12 protein-coding genes are annotated in these 17,739 nt (G+C 33.0%); 6 read left to right on the forward strand and 6 right to left on the reverse strand.

The window, feature by feature from the left end; genetic code table 11:
* Window positions 1-103: 103 nt before the first annotated feature.
* Both ABW636_RS01405 and ABW636_RS01410 read right to left on the reverse strand, forming a co-directional pair.
* Entirely contained in the window at window positions 104-973 is an 870-nt protein-coding gene (locus tag ABW636_RS01405) for a hypothetical protein (RefSeq protein ID WP_367588162.1), read from the reverse strand.
* A 235-nt stretch (window positions 974-1,208) separates the two neighbouring features.
* Window positions 1,209-2,453, reverse strand: coding sequence for a 3-deoxy-D-manno-octulosonic acid transferase (locus tag ABW636_RS01410; protein WP_367588163.1), 1,245 nt, complete (start codon window positions 2,451-2,453; stop codon window positions 1,209-1,211).
* 226 nt (window positions 2,454-2,679) lie between these two features.
* Between ABW636_RS01410 and ABW636_RS01415 the strand changes: the two genes are divergently transcribed.
* The 4 genes from ABW636_RS01415 (at window position 2,680) to ABW636_RS01430 (ending at window position 11,813) form a co-directional block, all read left to right on the forward strand.
* Entirely contained in the window at window positions 2,680-3,813 is a 1,134-nt protein-coding gene (locus ABW636_RS01415; RefSeq protein WP_367588164.1) for a DegT/DnrJ/EryC1/StrS family aminotransferase, read from the forward strand.
* A 224-nt stretch (window positions 3,814-4,037) separates the two neighbouring features.
* Window positions 4,038-6,938 (forward strand): DEAD/DEAH box helicase, encoded by a 2,901-nt coding sequence (locus ABW636_RS01420; protein ID WP_367588165.1) that lies wholly within the window; start codon window positions 4,038-4,040, stop codon window positions 6,936-6,938.
* A gap of 385 nt (window positions 6,939-7,323) precedes the next feature.
* Window positions 7,324-11,385 (forward strand): CheR family methyltransferase, encoded by a 4,062-nt coding sequence (locus ABW636_RS01425; protein ID WP_367588166.1) that lies wholly within the window; start codon window positions 7,324-7,326, stop codon window positions 11,383-11,385.
* A complete protein-coding gene (locus ABW636_RS01430; RefSeq protein WP_367588167.1) occupies window positions 11,382-11,813 on the forward strand; it encodes a response regulator in 432 nt (143 codons plus the stop codon). The genes ABW636_RS01425 and ABW636_RS01430 overlap by 4 nt, the downstream gene beginning before the upstream one ends.
* A gap of 57 nt (window positions 11,814-11,870) precedes the next feature.
* On the opposite strand, the gene ABW636_RS01435 is transcribed toward ABW636_RS01430, so the two are convergent.
* From ABW636_RS01435 to ABW636_RS01450, 4 genes are all read right to left on the reverse strand, one after another.
* On the reverse strand, window positions 11,871-12,320 hold the full coding sequence (locus tag ABW636_RS01435; RefSeq protein WP_367588168.1) for a BLUF domain-containing protein: 450 nt from the start codon (window positions 12,318-12,320) through the stop codon (window positions 11,871-11,873).
* A gap of 311 nt (window positions 12,321-12,631) precedes the next feature.
* The gene (fabD, locus tag ABW636_RS01440) at window positions 12,632-13,513 is read right to left on the reverse strand and encodes an ACP S-malonyltransferase (protein ID WP_367588169.1); all 882 of its coding nucleotides are present in this window, start codon (window positions 13,511-13,513) and stop codon (window positions 12,632-12,634) included.
* Window positions 13,514-13,641: 128 nt separating this feature from the next.
* Complete coding sequence (locus tag ABW636_RS01445; RefSeq protein WP_367588170.1) at window positions 13,642-14,499, reverse strand: fructosamine kinase family protein; 858 nt, start codon at window positions 14,497-14,499, stop codon at window positions 13,642-13,644.
* Between the two features lie 32 nt (window positions 14,500-14,531).
* Window positions 14,532-15,467, reverse strand: coding sequence for a dihydrofolate reductase (locus tag ABW636_RS01450; protein ID WP_367588171.1), 936 nt, complete (start codon window positions 15,465-15,467; stop codon window positions 14,532-14,534).
* Window positions 15,468-15,532: 65 nt separating this feature from the next.
* On the opposite strand from ABW636_RS01450, the gene ABW636_RS01455 reads away from it, so the two are divergent.
* Together ABW636_RS01455 and ABW636_RS01460 are read left to right on the forward strand one after the other, a co-directional pair.
* Window positions 15,533-16,621, forward strand: coding sequence for an aminotransferase class V-fold PLP-dependent enzyme (locus ABW636_RS01455; protein ID WP_367588172.1), 1,089 nt, complete (start codon window positions 15,533-15,535; stop codon window positions 16,619-16,621).
* Window positions 16,622-16,816: 195 nt separating this feature from the next.
* Window positions 16,817-17,734, forward strand: coding sequence for a hypothetical protein (locus tag ABW636_RS01460; RefSeq protein WP_367588173.1), 918 nt, complete (start codon window positions 16,817-16,819; stop codon window positions 17,732-17,734).
* Window positions 17,735-17,739 lie beyond the last annotated feature (5 nt).

The raw sequence follows: 17,739 nt of genomic DNA on the forward strand, positions 1-17,739 counted from the left end.
AATCGAAAGATATACCAACGGCATACCTTTCGATTGTGATTTCAGTTTTATTTTCGAATTATTATACTAACTGCACTAAGTATAATAATCAAAAAAGAACAGTCTAGTGAAATCTGGTATACGATCTATACGAACCGTTACTAGATATTCTGGTGCGAACTACTTTTCTTTCTGTGTTATTAGAAGTTAAGCGATTTGCATACCATATTCCGTTATCAAAATCTACCTGATATTCTAGGAACCATTTGTGTGGAGACCATGGCCAGATACCATCTCTTTTCCATGCGTAAAACTGCACTCTAACTCTACCACAAATCACATTGGTCCAAGTACGAGTATCGTCTAACTCTCTCCAAGAACCTCCAAAATATGAGTTTCTGGTTAATGGAGAAGTTCTAGCTCCTTCGTCACAAAATTCTATATTAGATGGTGATGAACTTACAGGTGCTGCACAATATATGTTTCTAAAGTTAGTTGCTCCTACATCATAACAAGCCGCTTTTTGAGCTTGTTCATTATAATTAGCATCTAGAACTTCTACATATCTTTCGCTAGCCTGAACTTTTCTTCCAGAAGATTTTAATACATCATTACTTGCTGTTTTTGCAATTCGTTCTGGTACCTCGACATTACCGTCTGTTACTCTAGAAAAAACATCAAAAGCAGTTAACTTTTCTTCTCCAATAAGTCCTTTTTCCTGGCGGTTAGCTGCTTCTCCATATAATCTTTCTATGATTACCATATCATCTTCTTCTCCCAGTGCAATAAAGCTGATTTCATGCCCATTCTTCTGGACCTTTGCCACCACACGTGAGTTTAATGATACTTCTGTAGGAAGCACCGCATCTTCTGTAGGCACATCATTTACTGCCGTTTGCGGTTCTTTTTCTGTTACTTCTTCTTTTTCGCACGCAACAAATCCAATACTTAGGATCATTACGATTGCAAAAACCTTCAAAAATTGATTTTTCATGATTAATAAGTTTTAAAAGTTAATTTGCCCCAATATGAATTAGGATCTTTGAGAGATTAGCTAATTCTCATGGACAAATTTAGTTTCAATACTATAAAAATCAACGGAGTAAATGACCTGTTTTCAGAAGGAAAAAACCACCGATAACTAAGGTAATAATGGTTGGTAAAACAGTTAAAACACCTATGTATTTTTAAGGTAAAACCTTATTCTCAAAAAAAAGAAGTCATTAAAACTATTTGGTTATCAAAGTATCTAAATAGTCCATTATTATACCAGTAGCTCCCGTATTGCTATTGATAAAATGACCAGCAATCATTCCTGTTTTTTCTCTAAACTTTTTATTAGTGACTAGTTTATTAGATATGTGAGTAAACTCTTCTGCGTTAGCAATCGAATAAAGCCCTGCTAATTTTTGTAGTTGCTTGGCTTCTCTAAACTTTTCAAAGTTCTTACCAATAACAATAGGAATCCCAAAAGTAGCTGGTTCCAAAATGTTGTGCAAGCCACTGGTTCCCATAGCTCCTCCCACATATGCTATATCACCATAACTATAAGCTCTTGATAAATAACCAACGGTATCCAGAAGAAATACTTGATGATCTTTTACAGATATCGTATCTTTTTCTGAGTATCTAACTGTTTTCTTTTCTATTTTTTGTTGTAACGCAGCTATTTTGGCAGCTTTTATCTCATGCGGTGCGATCACAAAACAAATATTATCTGGTGCCGCATTGATATAATTTACAAAAACCTCTTCATCTTCTGCCCATGAACTACCTATGACATAACATAATCTATCATCTATAAACTCTGAAATAAAATCTACATAATTATCCATTTCTATTTGATGAGATACTCTATCAAAACGAGTATCACCACTCAAGGTTGCATTGGTAAACCCTTCTTTCTCCAGTAATTCTAATGAGATTCTATCTTGTACAAAAAAATGAGCCACCGCATCTAATGCTTTCCTTACAAAACTACCATACCACTTAAAGAATACCTGGTCTTTTCTAAAAGAAGCCGATATAAATACAGTAGGGGTATGGGTTACTTTTAATTCATTCAAAAAATTTGGCCAAAACTCGTATTTAACGAAGACAGCTAAATCAGGCTGTACTATTTGTAAAAAGCGCTTTGCATTTGATTTTGTATCTATAGGAAGATATACAATTACATCTACCAGATTACTATTTTTTTTAGCCTCATATCCTGATGGAGAAAAAAAAGTGACCAGTAGTTTATAGTTCGGGTATTTTTTCTTTAACTCTTGTATCACGGGTACACCTTGCTCATATTCTCCTAAGGATGCACAATGAAACCAAATCACTTGGTCTTCTGCTTTGATGTGTTGTTTTAATGTTTCGAAAACAGATCTTCTTCCGGTTACAAATAATTTAAGTTTAGGACTTAACATACCGATTACAGGTAGTATACCATTAAACAGGTTAATTAGAATGTTATATAAACTACTCAAGAGTGTACATTTTTAATAAGAAATGCTAAAATACGTTTCTTTTATTTCGAATTCTAAACGTAAAGAAAAATTTGTTTTTAAAATAACAAGATACCCTTTTACCTATTTTTTTACTGTTAAAATGTACGCATATTTTTTTATCCCATTAATATCTAAATACAAGTTACTTTACATTGTCTATAGTATCAATATTTTGTACTTTCGTAGGGTTATAACAAATGCATCCATGAAGAAAATACAAATGGTTGATCTTAAAGGTCAATATGAGAAAATCAAAGAACGTATCGACTCCTCTGTTCTTGATGTTATAGAATCCTCTGCCTTTATTAACGGTCCTGAGGTTAAAAGTTTTCAGAAAGAATTAGAAGAATATTTAGATGTAAAACATGTGATCCCTTGCGGTAACGGAACGGATGCTTTACAAATTGCAATGATGGGATTAGGCCTACAGCCTGGTGACGAAGTGATTACGGCCGATTTCACTTTTGCTGCTACAGTAGAAGTAATTGCATTACTACAACTTACTCCCGTATTGGTTGATGTTGACCCTGTTTCTTTTAACATTGATCCCGAAGCCATAAAAAAAGCAATTACTCCTAAAACAAAAGCGATCGTACCGGTTCACTTATTTGGTCAAAGCGCCGATATGGATGCTATTATGGAAATTGCAAAAGAACATAATCTTTATGTCATAGAAGACAATGCACAAGGTATCGGAGGAAATTATCGTGCTGCTAACGGAACCGTTTCTAAATCAGGAACGATCGGTCATGTAGCTTCTACCTCTTTTTTCCCTTCAAAAAACTTAGGATGTTATGGAGATGGCGGTGCTATTTTTACTAATGATGATGAATTGGCGCATACCTTGAGAGGTATTGTAAATCATGGGATGTATGTAAGATACCATCATGATGTAATAGGGGTAAACTCGAGATTAGATTCGATCCAGGCCACCGTATTAAGAGCAAAATTACCAAATCTGGATATCTATAATACGGCTCGACGTACGGCTGCTCAAAAATATACCACCGCACTGGCTAACCAAGAACATATTATTACGCCAACAATTATAGATACTGAAGACACGCATGTTTTTCATCAATATACCTTAAGAATCACCAATGGCAAACGAGATGCGCTGGTACAACATCTAAATGACAATGGCATCCCATGCGGTATATACTATCCTATACCACTACATAGCCAAAAAGCATATAAAGATGATCGATACAATGAAGCTGATTTCCCAGTAACGAATCAACTGGTTAAGGAAGTGATTTCATTACCTATGCATACCGAATTAGATGACGAACAAATAGCCTTTATTACAAAAACTGTTATTGATTTTGTCACATCATAAAAATAATGTCGTCTATAGATAAAGAAAGCATTTTTAGTATACAAGTTTGGCAAAAATCAGATGGTTTTTGTCAAACTTTTCCATTTTAAGTATATTTCAATGTTGTAAAGTCAAATACAATTTGGTCAATAACTTTTTTGGATGGTATCAACAAAATTGTTAGCGTGCATTTCATATAGTATTGATACTCCCCCTCTATTATTAACATAACCTACTATCATACAATGGATTCGTATCATATTTGTTATAATCTATTTACACCAGAGGTTTCAGAAATACCTTGCCTCCCCGAAGCATTTGTCATAGCCACCAATAGCAAAGGAATTAGCTATATAGAAAAACAAGCAACCCAAGAGGTTTTAACAGGTTATGCCCTATCGTTTACTGATACTCCTCATGAAAAACTAATTCAGATTTGCGACGATCTAAAACCCATTGCACTAGAACGAAGGTTTAAATCGACAAAAAGAAAAAAAAACCTTAGACTTAACGAGCTTTTATTAGATGCTAAGACAAAAACACTACTACTAGAATATGTTTATGGGAAACTGCTTATTTTCTATTCTTTTGTATCTAAGCATCAATATAGATTGTGTTATCATTTACAAAGAAAAGACCCTATAGAAGGTTTTGAACTTACCTTGGGCAGTAATGAGCTCTTACCTATATTAGAGTTTACCAAAAAACCTGAAGGGATCGAATATTCATTTTCTTTAAAAAATGAAGAACATATACTACTACCCAAAGATCATGATATTGTCATTCTTCTTAATGATCCGGCTTGGATTATCGTTGACAAACGTATCTATCAAATTAAAAATTTAAACGCCAATAAACTAAAACCGTTTTTTAAAACCGATAAGATCACTATTGCTCAAAAACATATCAAAATGTATCTTGAAAAAGTCATCATCCCGGTAATTAAAAATATCGATGTAATCACCAATGGTTTTGACATTACTACCTTCAACAAAATAACATCATATGGTATCGAAGTGGTTCAGGATTTTATGCAGCATCGATATGTGATTAAGGTATTTTTTGAGTATAACGATACTTTTTTTGACTATCATAGCCCTAAAACTATAGTATCGAATGCCCTTGTAAAGGAAAATGATCATATACAAATCTCGCAAACCAAACGAGATGCCACAGCAGAGCAAGAAATCATTTCTTTATTACTCTCTAAAGAACTGGTCGTTAATAACACCTTATTGCTAGAAACGAAAGCATCGCAAGACTCCTTTGCTATTATTGAGTGGTTAAAACGGTATACCTCTCAATTAAAAGAAGAGGGGTTTACAATCAAAATTCCTAACATAGAAGGTAAAAAAATCAATACCGATACACATCAAATTACTATAGAGAGTGAAAAAGAGAATGATTGGTTTGATATTAAAGGTGTGGTTACTATTAATCAACACAAAATACCTTTTTCTAGGTTTATTTCGTACATCAAGCAGAACCAACGTAATTTTCCTTTATCAGAAGAAGAGATATTTATCATTCCCCAGGAATGGATGGCTCGTTATAAAAAACTGGCCGATTTTGGTAATGTTACCAATGATACGGTCCGAATTCCTAAAAGTAACTATACCCTTCTAGAAGAGGTTACTCCTATTGGTCAAAACTCATTTAGTCCTAAAGAAAAGCATATTTACACCCCATCTCCTAAGCTTAAAGCTACGCTTCGCCCCTATCAGTATGAAGGAGTACAATGGCTGATCAATCATTATTATAATGGATTAGGCGCTTGTCTTGCCGATGATATGGGATTAGGTAAAACGTTACAGACTATTGCTGTTTTGGTGCATGCTAAAGAACAAATTGTTCCAAAAAACGGAGAAGCTCAAACCATTCGATTAGATCTTTTTACTGATCCTCTAGAGGTAAGAACGTATCTAAAAGCATTGATTGTATTACCATCTTCTTTATTATTTAACTGGGCACAAGAGCTTCTTAAATTTGCACCTCATCTCACCATTACCAAATACGCCGGTAGTGATCGAAAAAAAATAGTCCCCTATCTAGAGACCTATGATGTCATTCTTACGACCTACACCACAGCCGCAAAGGATATTGATATTTTAGAAAAAGTAGATTTCTCTTATTTGATCACCGATGAAAGTCAGCAACTAAAAAATGCGGCTTCAAAGATTTTTATAGCCATTAATCGTATACAAACCCAACATAAAATATCATTAAGTGGTACTCCTATAGAAAATTCATTGTCAGACCTTTGGTCACAAATGGAATCTATCAACCCTGGGATATTGGGGAGTTTTTCTTTTTTTAAGGATCATTTTAAAACCCCAATAGAGAAAAACCAAAATCAGGAACGTATACAGGAGTTAAAAACATTGATCGATCCTTTTATTTTACGAAGAACCAAAGAGCAAGTTGCCAAGGATTTACCAGAATTATCAGAGCAGACGATTTATACAGAGATGCTCCCCAATCAAAAAAAGCAATATGAATCTTTAAAATCGGCAGCCAGAAACTTGTTGCTGGGTATTTCTGCTGAACCCACCAACAAAATTCATATCATCAATACACTTACTAAGCTTAGACAGCTTGCTAATCACCCGCAATTACTGGAAAATGACACCTCTGATCTGTCTGGAAAATTCGAAGATGTGACCCATTACCTAACTACTTTGATAAAATCCAATAAGAAAGTACTTATTTTTAGTTCTTTTGTCTCTCATCTCGATCTATACCAGCAATGGTGCATCGATAATAATATCCCTTTTGTAACCCTTACCGGGCAAACCCAGAGTGCCGATCGTGAGAAAGTGGTTAACGAGTTTCAGGAAAACGAGGATGTTTTATTGTTTTTTATCTCGTTAAAAGCAGGTGGCGTGGGCCTTAATCTTACCAAGGCATCATATGTAGTATTACTAGATCCCTGGTGGAATCCTTTTATAGAAAAGCAAGCGATTGCCAGAGCACATCGTATCGGGCAAACCAACAAGGTGATGGTATCCCGATTTATTGCCAAAGATAGTATCGAAGAAAAAATCTTGCAGTTACAACAAAAAAAGAAAGGCTTATCTGATGAGATCATCGAGATCAATACCCTACCCGATTATATTGACGAAAATTTGGATACTTTGTTAAGGTAAATCGATGTTAGGGTTTAGTTTAAAAAAGCTGTTAAATTGAGTAATTTTTGGTCACCGCCCAATCATTAAAGATCTTTGTTATACGAATTATAACCTAATAATAGCTATCAATACTTTCTTTGATTATATCTAAAAAAAACTGAGGTACTATATTATGGGTAATACTTTAAAAATTAACCTCCTATCTTTTATATACAAAGTAATAGTATCTGAAAAAACTCCCGTACAATGGTTTATCCGCAAACCATTTATGGTCTTCAGATTTTTTACTTTTATTCTTTTATTTTTTTAACAAATTGTTATACCTTTCTAATACCCTAATCAATTAAAACACCCCCTCTTTTAATTTTCCCATTACTATTTTAGTTCATTAAGTACGCTAATTATGGAGAAAGGATTTTCTGAATTCACACAAACTACCAAGGCTATTACAACAGTAAACCAACAAGAGGTATCCTATATCATAGGAATAGGGTGCTCTGCCGGGGGCCTAAAAGCATTACAGGATTTTTTTGGAGCTTGTCCTAATACTACGGGATATGCATTTGTAGTCATACAGCATTTATCTCCCGATCACAAAAGCCTGATGACCGAATTGCTATCTAAACATACTAAGATGGTTGTACACGAAGTCATAGAAGAAAATAGCATTAAACCCAATCATGTTTATCTGATCCCGCCCAACAAAAATATTATCGTTCAAGATCAACGACTTTGGTTGATTTCCCGTTCAAAACGGCCACAGGTAAACTTTTCTGTAGATGTTTTCTTTAATTCACTAGCTATAGAACAAGGAGAAAAATCCATTGGCATTATTTTATCTGGCACAGGATCAGACGGTACTCGGGGGGCGATGGCAATCAAAAAAGCAAGAGGTGTAGTTCTTGTACAAAATCCCGAAAGCTCTCGCTTTGACGGAATGCCCATAAATGCTATTTCTAGTGGGGTCAATGATTTTGTATTAAAACCTGAAGAAATGCCTAACAAACTAATTTCGCACATAGAAAATTTTCAATCCAGTCAAGTTGCTACAACTATTAATGATAAGGAAGAAAAAGCAATTAATTACATTTTGGAGGTTTTAAAAAACGATATTGATCATGACTTTTTTTCGTATAAAAAAGCGACACTATCCCGACGTATTGCGAAAAGAATGAATATCACCAATAATCTATCTATACAAGACTATGCAAGCTATTTAGAACAAAATGTAGAAGAAAAAAACATACTTGCTAATGATTTTTTGATAGGAGTCACCTCGTTTTTTAGAGATAGCGAAGCATTTGAAATTATAGAAAAAAAAGTAATCCCCCATTTGTTAGAAAAAAAGGAAAAAGATTCAACTAGCATTAAAATTTGGATTATCGCTTGCTCTACCGGTGAAGAAGTGTATTCTATGGCCATGCTTCTTGAAGAGTATATGTCTGCAAAAAATCATAAAGACATTGAGTATAAAATTTTTGCTACCGATATCGATCAAAAAGCAATAAGTATAGCTTCTGAAGGTAGTTATAAGATAACGAACTCTGATGTACCTCAACATATGTTAGACCGATATTTTATAAAAAAGGGAAAGAATTATTATATAACTCCGCATATCAGACAAAAGATCATTTTCTCTAGACATGACATTCTACAGAACCCTCCTTTTAACAAAATGGATTTTATTTCTTGTAGAAATATGTTAATCTATATAGAAAACGGTGCGCAGCAAAAAGTTTTAAGTACAATTCATTATTCGTTAAACCAACACGGATGTCTCTTTTTAGGAAGTTCTGAAAATCTCGGATCTTTAAATGAATGGTTTGAAAAAATCAGTACGAAATGGAAAATCTATAAAAAGCTTTATGCTAATTCTACTGATATCAAAAAGCCAACTCAAATCAATGACTGGAGAATACAGCAAACCAATTTCGAAGTCTTTAAAAGTAAGCGTATACAGCAAACCTATGAGAAAAAGGTTGAGCAATCTATCAATCAGACTTTAATGAATGAATTGGGGGCTGTTAGCATCTGTGTCGATAGTAACTTCGAGATCATTCATGCATCTGGCGAAGTTAGAAAATATCTCCATTTTCCAGGAGAAGGGTTTTCTAGTAATTTATTGAAAATGTTACCTAATGAATTTAGGACACCCATTGTTTTAGGCACTAGAAAATTACTATCTAACGAAATCGATATCATCGAAAAACAAATAAAACTCTCTACCGAAAAAGACACCGTAAAAATTATCAGTATCGTCATACGCTCGATCAAAATTGAATCGATAAACCATACTTCTTTTCTAATTACTTTTTTGAAGGGAATCGAGAGAAAACTAACCAAAGAAGAAAAAGAATTCTCTTCATGGAATCGTAATTATATACACAAAAACGATATAGAAGAATTAGAACAAGCTCTTAACGAAACAAAAAACGATCTGCAAGCTTCTATAGAAGAGTTAGAAGTTTCTAATGAAGAAATGCAAACCACTAATGAAGAGCTACTGGCTGCCAATGAAGAACTGCAAAGTACTAATGAAGAGCTACAATCTGTAAACGAGGAATTACATTCAGTAAATGGAGAACTGCATTTGGTAAACGGAGAATTACAGGAAAAAAACAATTCATTAATAGAGCTAAATTCTGATATGGAGAATTTGGTTAATAACATCAATATTGGCACCATATTTTTAGACAAAAGTTTTAGAATCAGAAAATTTACGCCTTTAATAAACGAACATTTTCAATTACGTGTAGAAGATATCGGAAGGCCTATCAATCATTTTTCTGGTACATTGGGAGGAGAAAACCTAACCGAGTACGCTAAAAATGTTATCAAAACGCTACAGCCTTATAAAAAAGAGGTACAAAACGCTACGGGTATTTGGTTTATGATGGAAATATTTCCGTATCAATATCACAAAAACAATATCGAAGGTGTTGTGGTAAACTTTATAAATATTCATAATATAAAATCCATTTATGACAAAGAAAAACTAAATGGCTTTCTAACCCATGTTATGAACGCAAATCCAGCAATCATATACATTTATGATATCGTAAAAAGTGAGTATATCTATAGTAGCGGTGATATACTAAAAGAAGCTGGTTATACCGCTGTAGATATTCAGAAAATGGGGCCTAAATTGCTACAAAAAATAGTGCACCCAGACGATTATTCTATGGTAGCAATTCACTTTGAAAAGCTAAAAAACATAAAGAAAGATGAAATACTACAAATAGAATATCGCGTAAAGCACAAAAATGAAAATTCCTATATCTGGGTATTATCTACTGATAAATTAAATGAAACAGACACTTCTGGAAAAGTAAGTAACATCTTGGGGGTTATCAATATTATAACCAAAACCAAGGATATGGAGTTACAATTAAAAGAAAGCCAGGAACGCTATAGATTAGCAATTATGGGGTCTGGAGCAGGTTTATGGGAATGGAGCAACGTAACAACAGATAAAGCCTGGTGGTCTAACGAGTTTCAGAAACTTCTAGGTTATTACTCGAACAAAAGGCTCTCTTCTTTTACTTCATTTACCAATCTCATACATCCCGATCAATTGATCGATTTTAGAGAAAAAATACAAAATCATATCAAGGAAACAGAAAGTTTTGAGCATGAGATTCAAATCAAAACAAATAAAAATGAATATCGCTGGTTTTTAATTAGTGCGCAAGCACAATTTGATTCTAAAAAGAGTATTAGAAAAATCGTAGGTACTTTAATGGATATTAATGCCAGAAAAGAAGCCGAAAATAAGATGAATGAACTTAATACAGAGCTAGAACGATTTGCCTATTTAGCTAGTCACGATCTCAAAGAACCTCTTAGAACTATTTCTAGTTTTACCAAACTTTTTAGAGAAGAGTACTATCAGGATTTTGATGCAAATGCCAATCAATACTTAGAATTTATAGAAAATGCATCGAGAAGAATGATCACTTTAACAGATGATTTACTAATCTACTCTCAATTAGATAATAAATCCTTAAACTTTCAACCTGTCGATTTAAACATATTGTTATCTGAAATACTAGACGATTTAAGACAACATATCAAAGAAAAAAATGCAGTCATTAACTATCCCGATCTTCCGGTGATTGTTTGTGATATGGTTCAAATTCGACAACTTTTTCAAAACCTAATCTCTAATAGTCTAAAATATCAAGACAATAAGAATCCCCAAATTGATATTGACTTTGAAACAAAACGTACACACTATCAATTTTATATTAAAGATAACGGAATAGGTATTGAAACTAAGCACCATAAAAAAATATTTGAAGTTTTTAAAAGGCTTCATGGTCAAAACGATTATGACGGAACCGGTATTGGTTTGGCAAACTGCAAACGAATCGTAGATAATCACAAGGGTAATATTTGGGTAAAATCGTCTCTTGGTAAAGGTGCTACCTTTTATTTTAACTTATTGAAAAATAACAGTACATGAAAAAAATAAATTGTATACTATTGGTAGATGATAGTCCCTCTACTAATTTTTTTAATAAAAAAATGATAGAAATGTCTAATGTTGCACATGAAGTTCATGAAGCATATAACGGACTCGAAGCACTAGACTATATACGTAAAACAGGTAAGTTTAAAGATGCAGATTTTCCTAAACCCAATGTGATTTTTTTGGATATCAATATGCCACTCATGGATGGTTTTGAGTTTTTAGAGCACTATCCCCAAATTCCCAAAGAAAAACGAGCAGAAATGATCATTGTATTTCTTACGACTTCAAACTGGTGTAAAGACAAAGCAAAAGCTATAGATACTAACATTGTATATGACTATATCGAAAAACCATTACAAAAAGATTATTTATTCGCTATAGCAGAATATTATCATTCCAGATTTATGATAAAAGCTTAACAAACGTTTTCTTAACTCATTTATCTGTCAAACCATTATCAAAACTAGTGTACTTTACTATGAATTGAGCGAATATGAAAGTCTCTTTCTAAACTTCGAAAGTTTATCAATCATACGCCAAATACTTTCTGTGTTAATATCCCTACCTTCATTTTTACTACAATATGAAAGATAGTCTATCAGAACATTTTCCATATTAATTTGCATCAAGGAAGATTTTGTTAATTGATGCATATGCCAGGCAGGAAACTTTCTTTCAGAAATATCCTTAATTACCTGTATGCTTAACACCTCATGTCTGTCATCATTTTCTATATTTTCTATGAGTCGATCTATATCCTTATTTTTTCCTTCGATATATTGTAAAAAGTACTTTTTTTCATAATACAAATACCCGGTAATACCATATTGTTTATTATAATTGGCCGCTTTTTCTGATAATTCATGAAGTTCTTCAAAATTAAATTCATGAATTGTTTTACTTATATATACAAGTCCTTTTATCATGTTACTTAAGTTGGTTATTGAAACAACTTAAAGTTAACTAATTTATTTTAAAACCTTTGCACATGAACTATTCTTTTCAAACAAAACAAAACACATTTTTTTTAAGTAAACCTGTATTCATATATGTATATCTTATTTCTAAAAACTTTAATAAAATCGTATCTCACTTGCGGTTTGAAACCTGCTATTAAAATTCTAAAAATAGAAATTAACTTAATAAATGAAGCTCTAAAGTGTTGATAGTAGTAAAACAAAAACCTCATAGGTTATATGCTTATGAGGTTTAATATTTGAAACTTTTTATAATACGATTATATTGCTGCCAAACTGGTTTCCATTTCTCTATTTATTTTCTTTACCAGTCCTGATAAAACTTTACCTGGTCCTACTTCTGTAAAAGAAGTTGCCCCATCTTGAATCATATTTTGAACACTCTGTGTCCATTTTACGGGAGCAGTCAGTTGTGCTATCAAATTCTTTTTTATCTCTTCTGGGTCGGTAACCGCTTTGGTAGAAACATTTTGATAAACCGGACAGTTAGGAGTATTAAAAGTGGTTGCTTCTATTGCCGCAGCCAATTCTTCTCTTGCAGGTTCCATAAACGGTGAGTGAAACGCACCTCCTACAGCTAGTACCATCGCTCTTCGAGCTCCTTTTTCTTTTAAAATCTCACATGCCTTTTCAATAGCTTCTACATCACCAGATATTACCAATTGACCTGGACAATTATAATTAGCAGCTACCACAACGCCATCAATATTCTCACAAACCTCTTCTACCACCGCATCCTCTAATCCTAATACAGCAGCCATAGTCGAAGGCTTTAATTCGCATGCTTTTTGCATTGCCATAGCTCTTTTATATACTAATTTTAAGGCATCTTCAAAATTCAAGGTCCCGTTTGCAACCAACGCAGAAAATTCTCCTAAAGAGTGCCCTGCTACCATATCGGGTTTAAAATCGTCTCCTAATACTTTGCTCAAAATTACAGAATGTAAGAAAATCGCCGGCTGTGTTACCTTAGTCTGCGTTAATTCTTCTTTTGTTCCTTCGAACATGATTTTAGTAATTTCAAAACCTAAAATATCATTAGCTTTATGAAAAAGTTCTTTTGCTATCTCCGAATTTTCGTATAAGTCAAGACCCATTCCTGAAAACTGAGCTCCCTGACCAGGAAATACGTATGCATTCATGTACTTGTGTATTTAAATTTTGGCAAAAGTACGGAATATATGTCATACCCGTGTTAAACCCTTCTTCCTGTTTATATCAAAATCAACATATCTCTATATTTCATAAGATCTTTAGGAATATAGTTTTTTTATGATGTATATTGTTTTAATATACTTTTGATCCTTGGGTAATAAGATGCTCCAAAAAGATTAAGGTGTACGAGGAGATAATATAATTGCCATAAGGGTAAACGTTTTTTCCAATCCTGTTGTAAAGGAAACACTTCGTTGTAAACTTCGAATAATTGCTCTGGAAACCCTCCAAATAGATGCATCATTCCCAAATCCATTTCTCTTGGCGCAAATGCTACAGCCGGATCAATTAAGAATATTGTAGTATCAGAACCAACAATATAGTTACCGCTCCATAAATCACCATGAATTAAACTAGGCTTTTCATCGGGAATACTATCTTTAAGAGAATTATACAAAGTGTTTTCTTCTTGAAAAGTAAATCCTTTTTGTCTAGCCAATTCGAATTGAGGTTGTAATCTTTGGGTAATATAAAAGTCACTGGCATTATCACAAAAACTATTATACTGTGGTAAACTACCTATATAATTATTGGTTTCGAACCCAAAATAAGACGAAGTATATGAATGAAGACTTGCTAGTTGGGTTCCAAATGTTTCAGAAAAACTCTTAGTATTATTACTCTCACCTATATATTCTAACAATAAAAATGAGTTGCCATCCTTTACCTCTCCATAGCCAAAAACTTTTGGAATCTTAAATGAATTAGATTGCTTCAGTAAATCTAACCCTTTAGCTTCTTCTTGAAACATATTAGGAAATTGTATCGTGTTATTTACCTTTACCACTACTCTTCTAGTAGCTGTTGATAACACATATACTTCATTTATATCACCTCCATATAATGGTTGTGTACGTACTATTTTTTCAGAGAGTAATTCTTGAAAAGAAATTATACATGCTTGAGATAACAAAATATTAATTCATCCTTTATTAATTGCGATTACTATGCTCTTTTATATGTTAAATAGGTAAAAGGGTATTTATGCCTCTCATCCTTGTCGTGAAACTCCTCTTTTACAAGTTTCCAATCATTCTTATCTATTTCTGGAAAAAAAGCATCGGCTTCAAATTCTTCATGTACTCTGGTAAGTTCTATACAGTCAGCATGTTTCATACCCATGGTATAAATCTCGCCTCCTCCTATAATAAAAGGTTGCGCATCACTTTTGGCAACTTGCAGTGCATCTTCTATTGTATGTACCACAATGGCTCCTTCTGCCTTGTAATCTACATTTCGGGTAATAACAACATGTACTCGGTTGGGTAAAAGCTTTGGAAAAGTTTCAAAAGTTTTGCGCCCCATAATAATATAATGACCCGTTGTTAAGTTCTTAAAGCGCTTAAAATCGTCTGGTAAATGCCAAACCAAATCATTATCTTTTCCTAAAGCATTATTTTCTCCAGCAGCGGCAATCATGGTAACTTCTCCTTCTAATTTGCTTGCTTTTTCGTTATCCTTGTTCATTGTTTTTTGAATAAATCCCTCTTTCTTTTTAGTTAGTTCGTCTTTAGGGTACATTAAATCCACATCTTTTTGTATCAATTCGATCTCTTGTTTTTGTTTTGCAATTAAACGTTCCATTTGTCGATCGGTCCATTCTTTTCCCATAAATGTGCTAAAAAGCCATACATTACAAAAATGTATCACAAAAATAAATGCCCAAATAAGAATCGCTATAATAAACCAATTAAGCCCTAATATGGTGTGTTCTTTCCCATACCCTAAAAGCATAAAAGTTAAAAAAAATAAGGACCCAATTATAAATACTATAAAATGCCTAAAAAGTCTTTTTTTCTGAAGAATACGCCTACGAGCATTTTCATAAAGTTCTCGTTGAAGCGGATCGATTTGTGCGGTGTTTTTCTTTTTTGAAAACATATTAATGCTACCTTAGTATCTGCTAGTAAAGATATAGTTTTTACCAAAAATCACTAAAATTACTTATGAAGAATTTAAGAAAAGAGTTTCCTGTTTTAAACACCTACACCTATCTTAACACAGCCTATTCTGGTTTACTCTATGATTCTCTTTTAGAGCATAGACAAGAACACGATTTAGACTTTTTGATTGGTGGAAGCAAGTTTAGAGATGATAACGTAAACCTTTTCAATAATTTAAGAGACACTATTGCTTCTCTATTTGGAAGTTCAAAGAGTAATGTAGTGCTATCACCTAATTTTTCTATAGGATTAAATACCTTGCTAAACGGTTTTAAAGAAAATCAAAAAATACTTTTACTAGACGAAGACTACCCATCTGTTAACTTCGCAGCTACCAATAAATCTTTCGAGATCTGTTATGCGCAAATCGATGCAAATTTGGAACAAAATGTTACTCAAGCCATCGCCCACCATCAACCAAACATTTTTTTGTTTAGCCTGGTACAATATACCAATGGACTATTGATAGATTTGGGTTTTCTTAAAGAGATAAAAGTCAAATACCCCGATATGCTTATCATAGCAGATGCCACTCAATTTTGTGGCACAGCTCCTTTTAATTTTGATGAGTCTGGTATAGATATTCTGGGAGCTAGCGGATATAAATGGTTGTTGGGTGGATATGGAAATGGTTTTATACTTTTTAAAGACCAGGTATTAGTTCAGACTACACCCGATTCTTATGTAAAATCTGCTTCAGAATCTACCTATGACACTTCTTACATCAGCTTACCTGCAAGGTTTGAAAGTGGACATTTGGATACGTTTAATTTTAGTAGTTTACATTATTCGCTTCAACGAATTTCAAAAATAGGTTTGACTACCATCGAGCATCAGATAAAAGAATTGACCGAGTATACAAAACATGAGTTAATTAAATTAGAACTTCTTGACGAAACCGTGGTAAAAAGGAAAAAACACAGTTCTATTTTTAACCTAAAAGGAGATCAGGAACTTTATAACTATCTAAAAGATCACGATATTATTACCGCCTTAAGAGGTAAAGGAATTCGTATTAGCATGCATTTCTACAATACAATAGAGGATATAGAAACACTCTTGAAAGCACTATATAAATATCATAAACTCTAGTCGCTACTATAATTTTATATGGATAAAATAGTTATCATTAAGAAGGCAATCTTCTTTATAAATTATTGACAATATTCATCTTATACATCTGATAAGAATCGAGTATCGTGTTGATAATCGAAAAAATTAATGTCAAAGTAGGGTAAAGTTGATTTGAGTTGTCTTTAAAGTATAAACCTATTAAAACTAAAACTCATGATGACATTTTGTAAAAACTCACTTCTTATTTTATTAATATCCTTGTTTGTTATCTCATGTAGTAACGATAACGATGATGCAATTACCCCTCCAGACGAATCTTTGGAGACCAAGAAAGAGTTAAAGGCCAAAATAGCAAATTATGCCAAAACAAAATTCACCTCTGATCAGGAAGATGAGTATCTCGAAGACATAGAATGTTTTAAAATCAAGTTTCCTTATACACTTACAGATGGAGAAAACGAAACTGTCATTAATAGCGAAGAGGAATTACAAAATTTCTTTGAACAACTAGAGTTTGATTTTTCTACATATGTATGGCATGTATTTCCTATAACTGTCATCATAAACAAAGACAAAACTGAAAAAGTAATTACTAATGACCAGGAGTTTCATGAGCTTATAATTTCTTGTTACGAAGATGTAGATGTTATTAATGAAAATGATTGTTTTACACTAGATTTTCCTATAACCATTATCAATTGTCAAGACAATGAAACTGTGGTTAATAATTATGACGAGTTATATTCTCATCCATATATTTTAGGTTTTGTATATCCAATTAGTGTAACACTTACAGACGGTACAAAAAAAGAAATTACTAGTGACGAGGATTTTGACAAACTATATAATGATTGTTATGATATCGAAGATTGCACAGATTGTACAACAACATTTTGTTTTAAGTTAATATACCCTCTTAATTTTGTAAAAGAAGATGGTGCTATTATAGAAGTTAATAATGACGAAGAATTATTCAACACTTTCGAAAACTTGGAAGAAGATGAACTTATTTCTATAACATACCCCATGAATATTGAACTTGAAGACGGCACTAAAAAAGTCATAAACAATGATGAAGAATTAAATACGGTTTTTGAAAATTGCAATTTCGAAAATGAAGAGTCGAATTAAATTCT

The organism is Aquimarina discodermiae (assembly GCF_040786235.1).
In the GTDB taxonomy this organism is placed as follows: Bacteria; Bacteroidota; Bacteroidia; order Flavobacteriales; family Flavobacteriaceae; genus Aquimarina.

Excerpts from the sequence above, each read along its gene's own strand:
- ABW636_RS01405 (WP_367588162.1), bottom strand. The coding sequence starts at position 973 with ATGAAAAATCAATTTTTGAAGGTTTTTGCAATCGTAATGATCCTAAGT.
- ABW636_RS01415 (WP_367588164.1), top strand. The coding sequence starts at position 2,680 with ATGAAGAAAATACAAATGGTTGATCTTAAAGGTCAATATGAGAAAATC.
- ABW636_RS01420 (WP_367588165.1), top strand. The coding sequence starts at position 4,038 with ATGGATTCGTATCATATTTGTTATAATCTATTTACACCAGAGGTTTCA.
- ABW636_RS01425 (WP_367588166.1), top strand. The coding sequence starts at position 7,324 with ATGGAGAAAGGATTTTCTGAATTCACACAAACTACCAAGGCTATTACA.
- ABW636_RS01430 (WP_367588167.1), top strand. The coding sequence starts at position 11,382 with ATGAAAAAAATAAATTGTATACTATTGGTAGATGATAGTCCCTCTACT.
- ABW636_RS01435 (WP_367588168.1), bottom strand. The coding sequence starts at position 12,320 with ATGATAAAAGGACTTGTATATATAAGTAAAACAATTCATGAATTTAAT.
- fabD (WP_367588169.1), bottom strand. The coding sequence starts at position 13,513 with ATGAATGCATACGTATTTCCTGGTCAGGGAGCTCAGTTTTCAGGAATG.
- ABW636_RS01450 (WP_367588171.1), bottom strand. The coding sequence starts at position 15,467 with ATGTTTTCAAAAAAGAAAAACACCGCACAAATCGATCCGCTTCAACGA.
- ABW636_RS01455 (WP_367588172.1), top strand. The coding sequence starts at position 15,533 with ATGAAGAATTTAAGAAAAGAGTTTCCTGTTTTAAACACCTACACCTAT.
- ABW636_RS01460 (WP_367588173.1), top strand. The coding sequence starts at position 16,817 with ATGATGACATTTTGTAAAAACTCACTTCTTATTTTATTAATATCCTTG.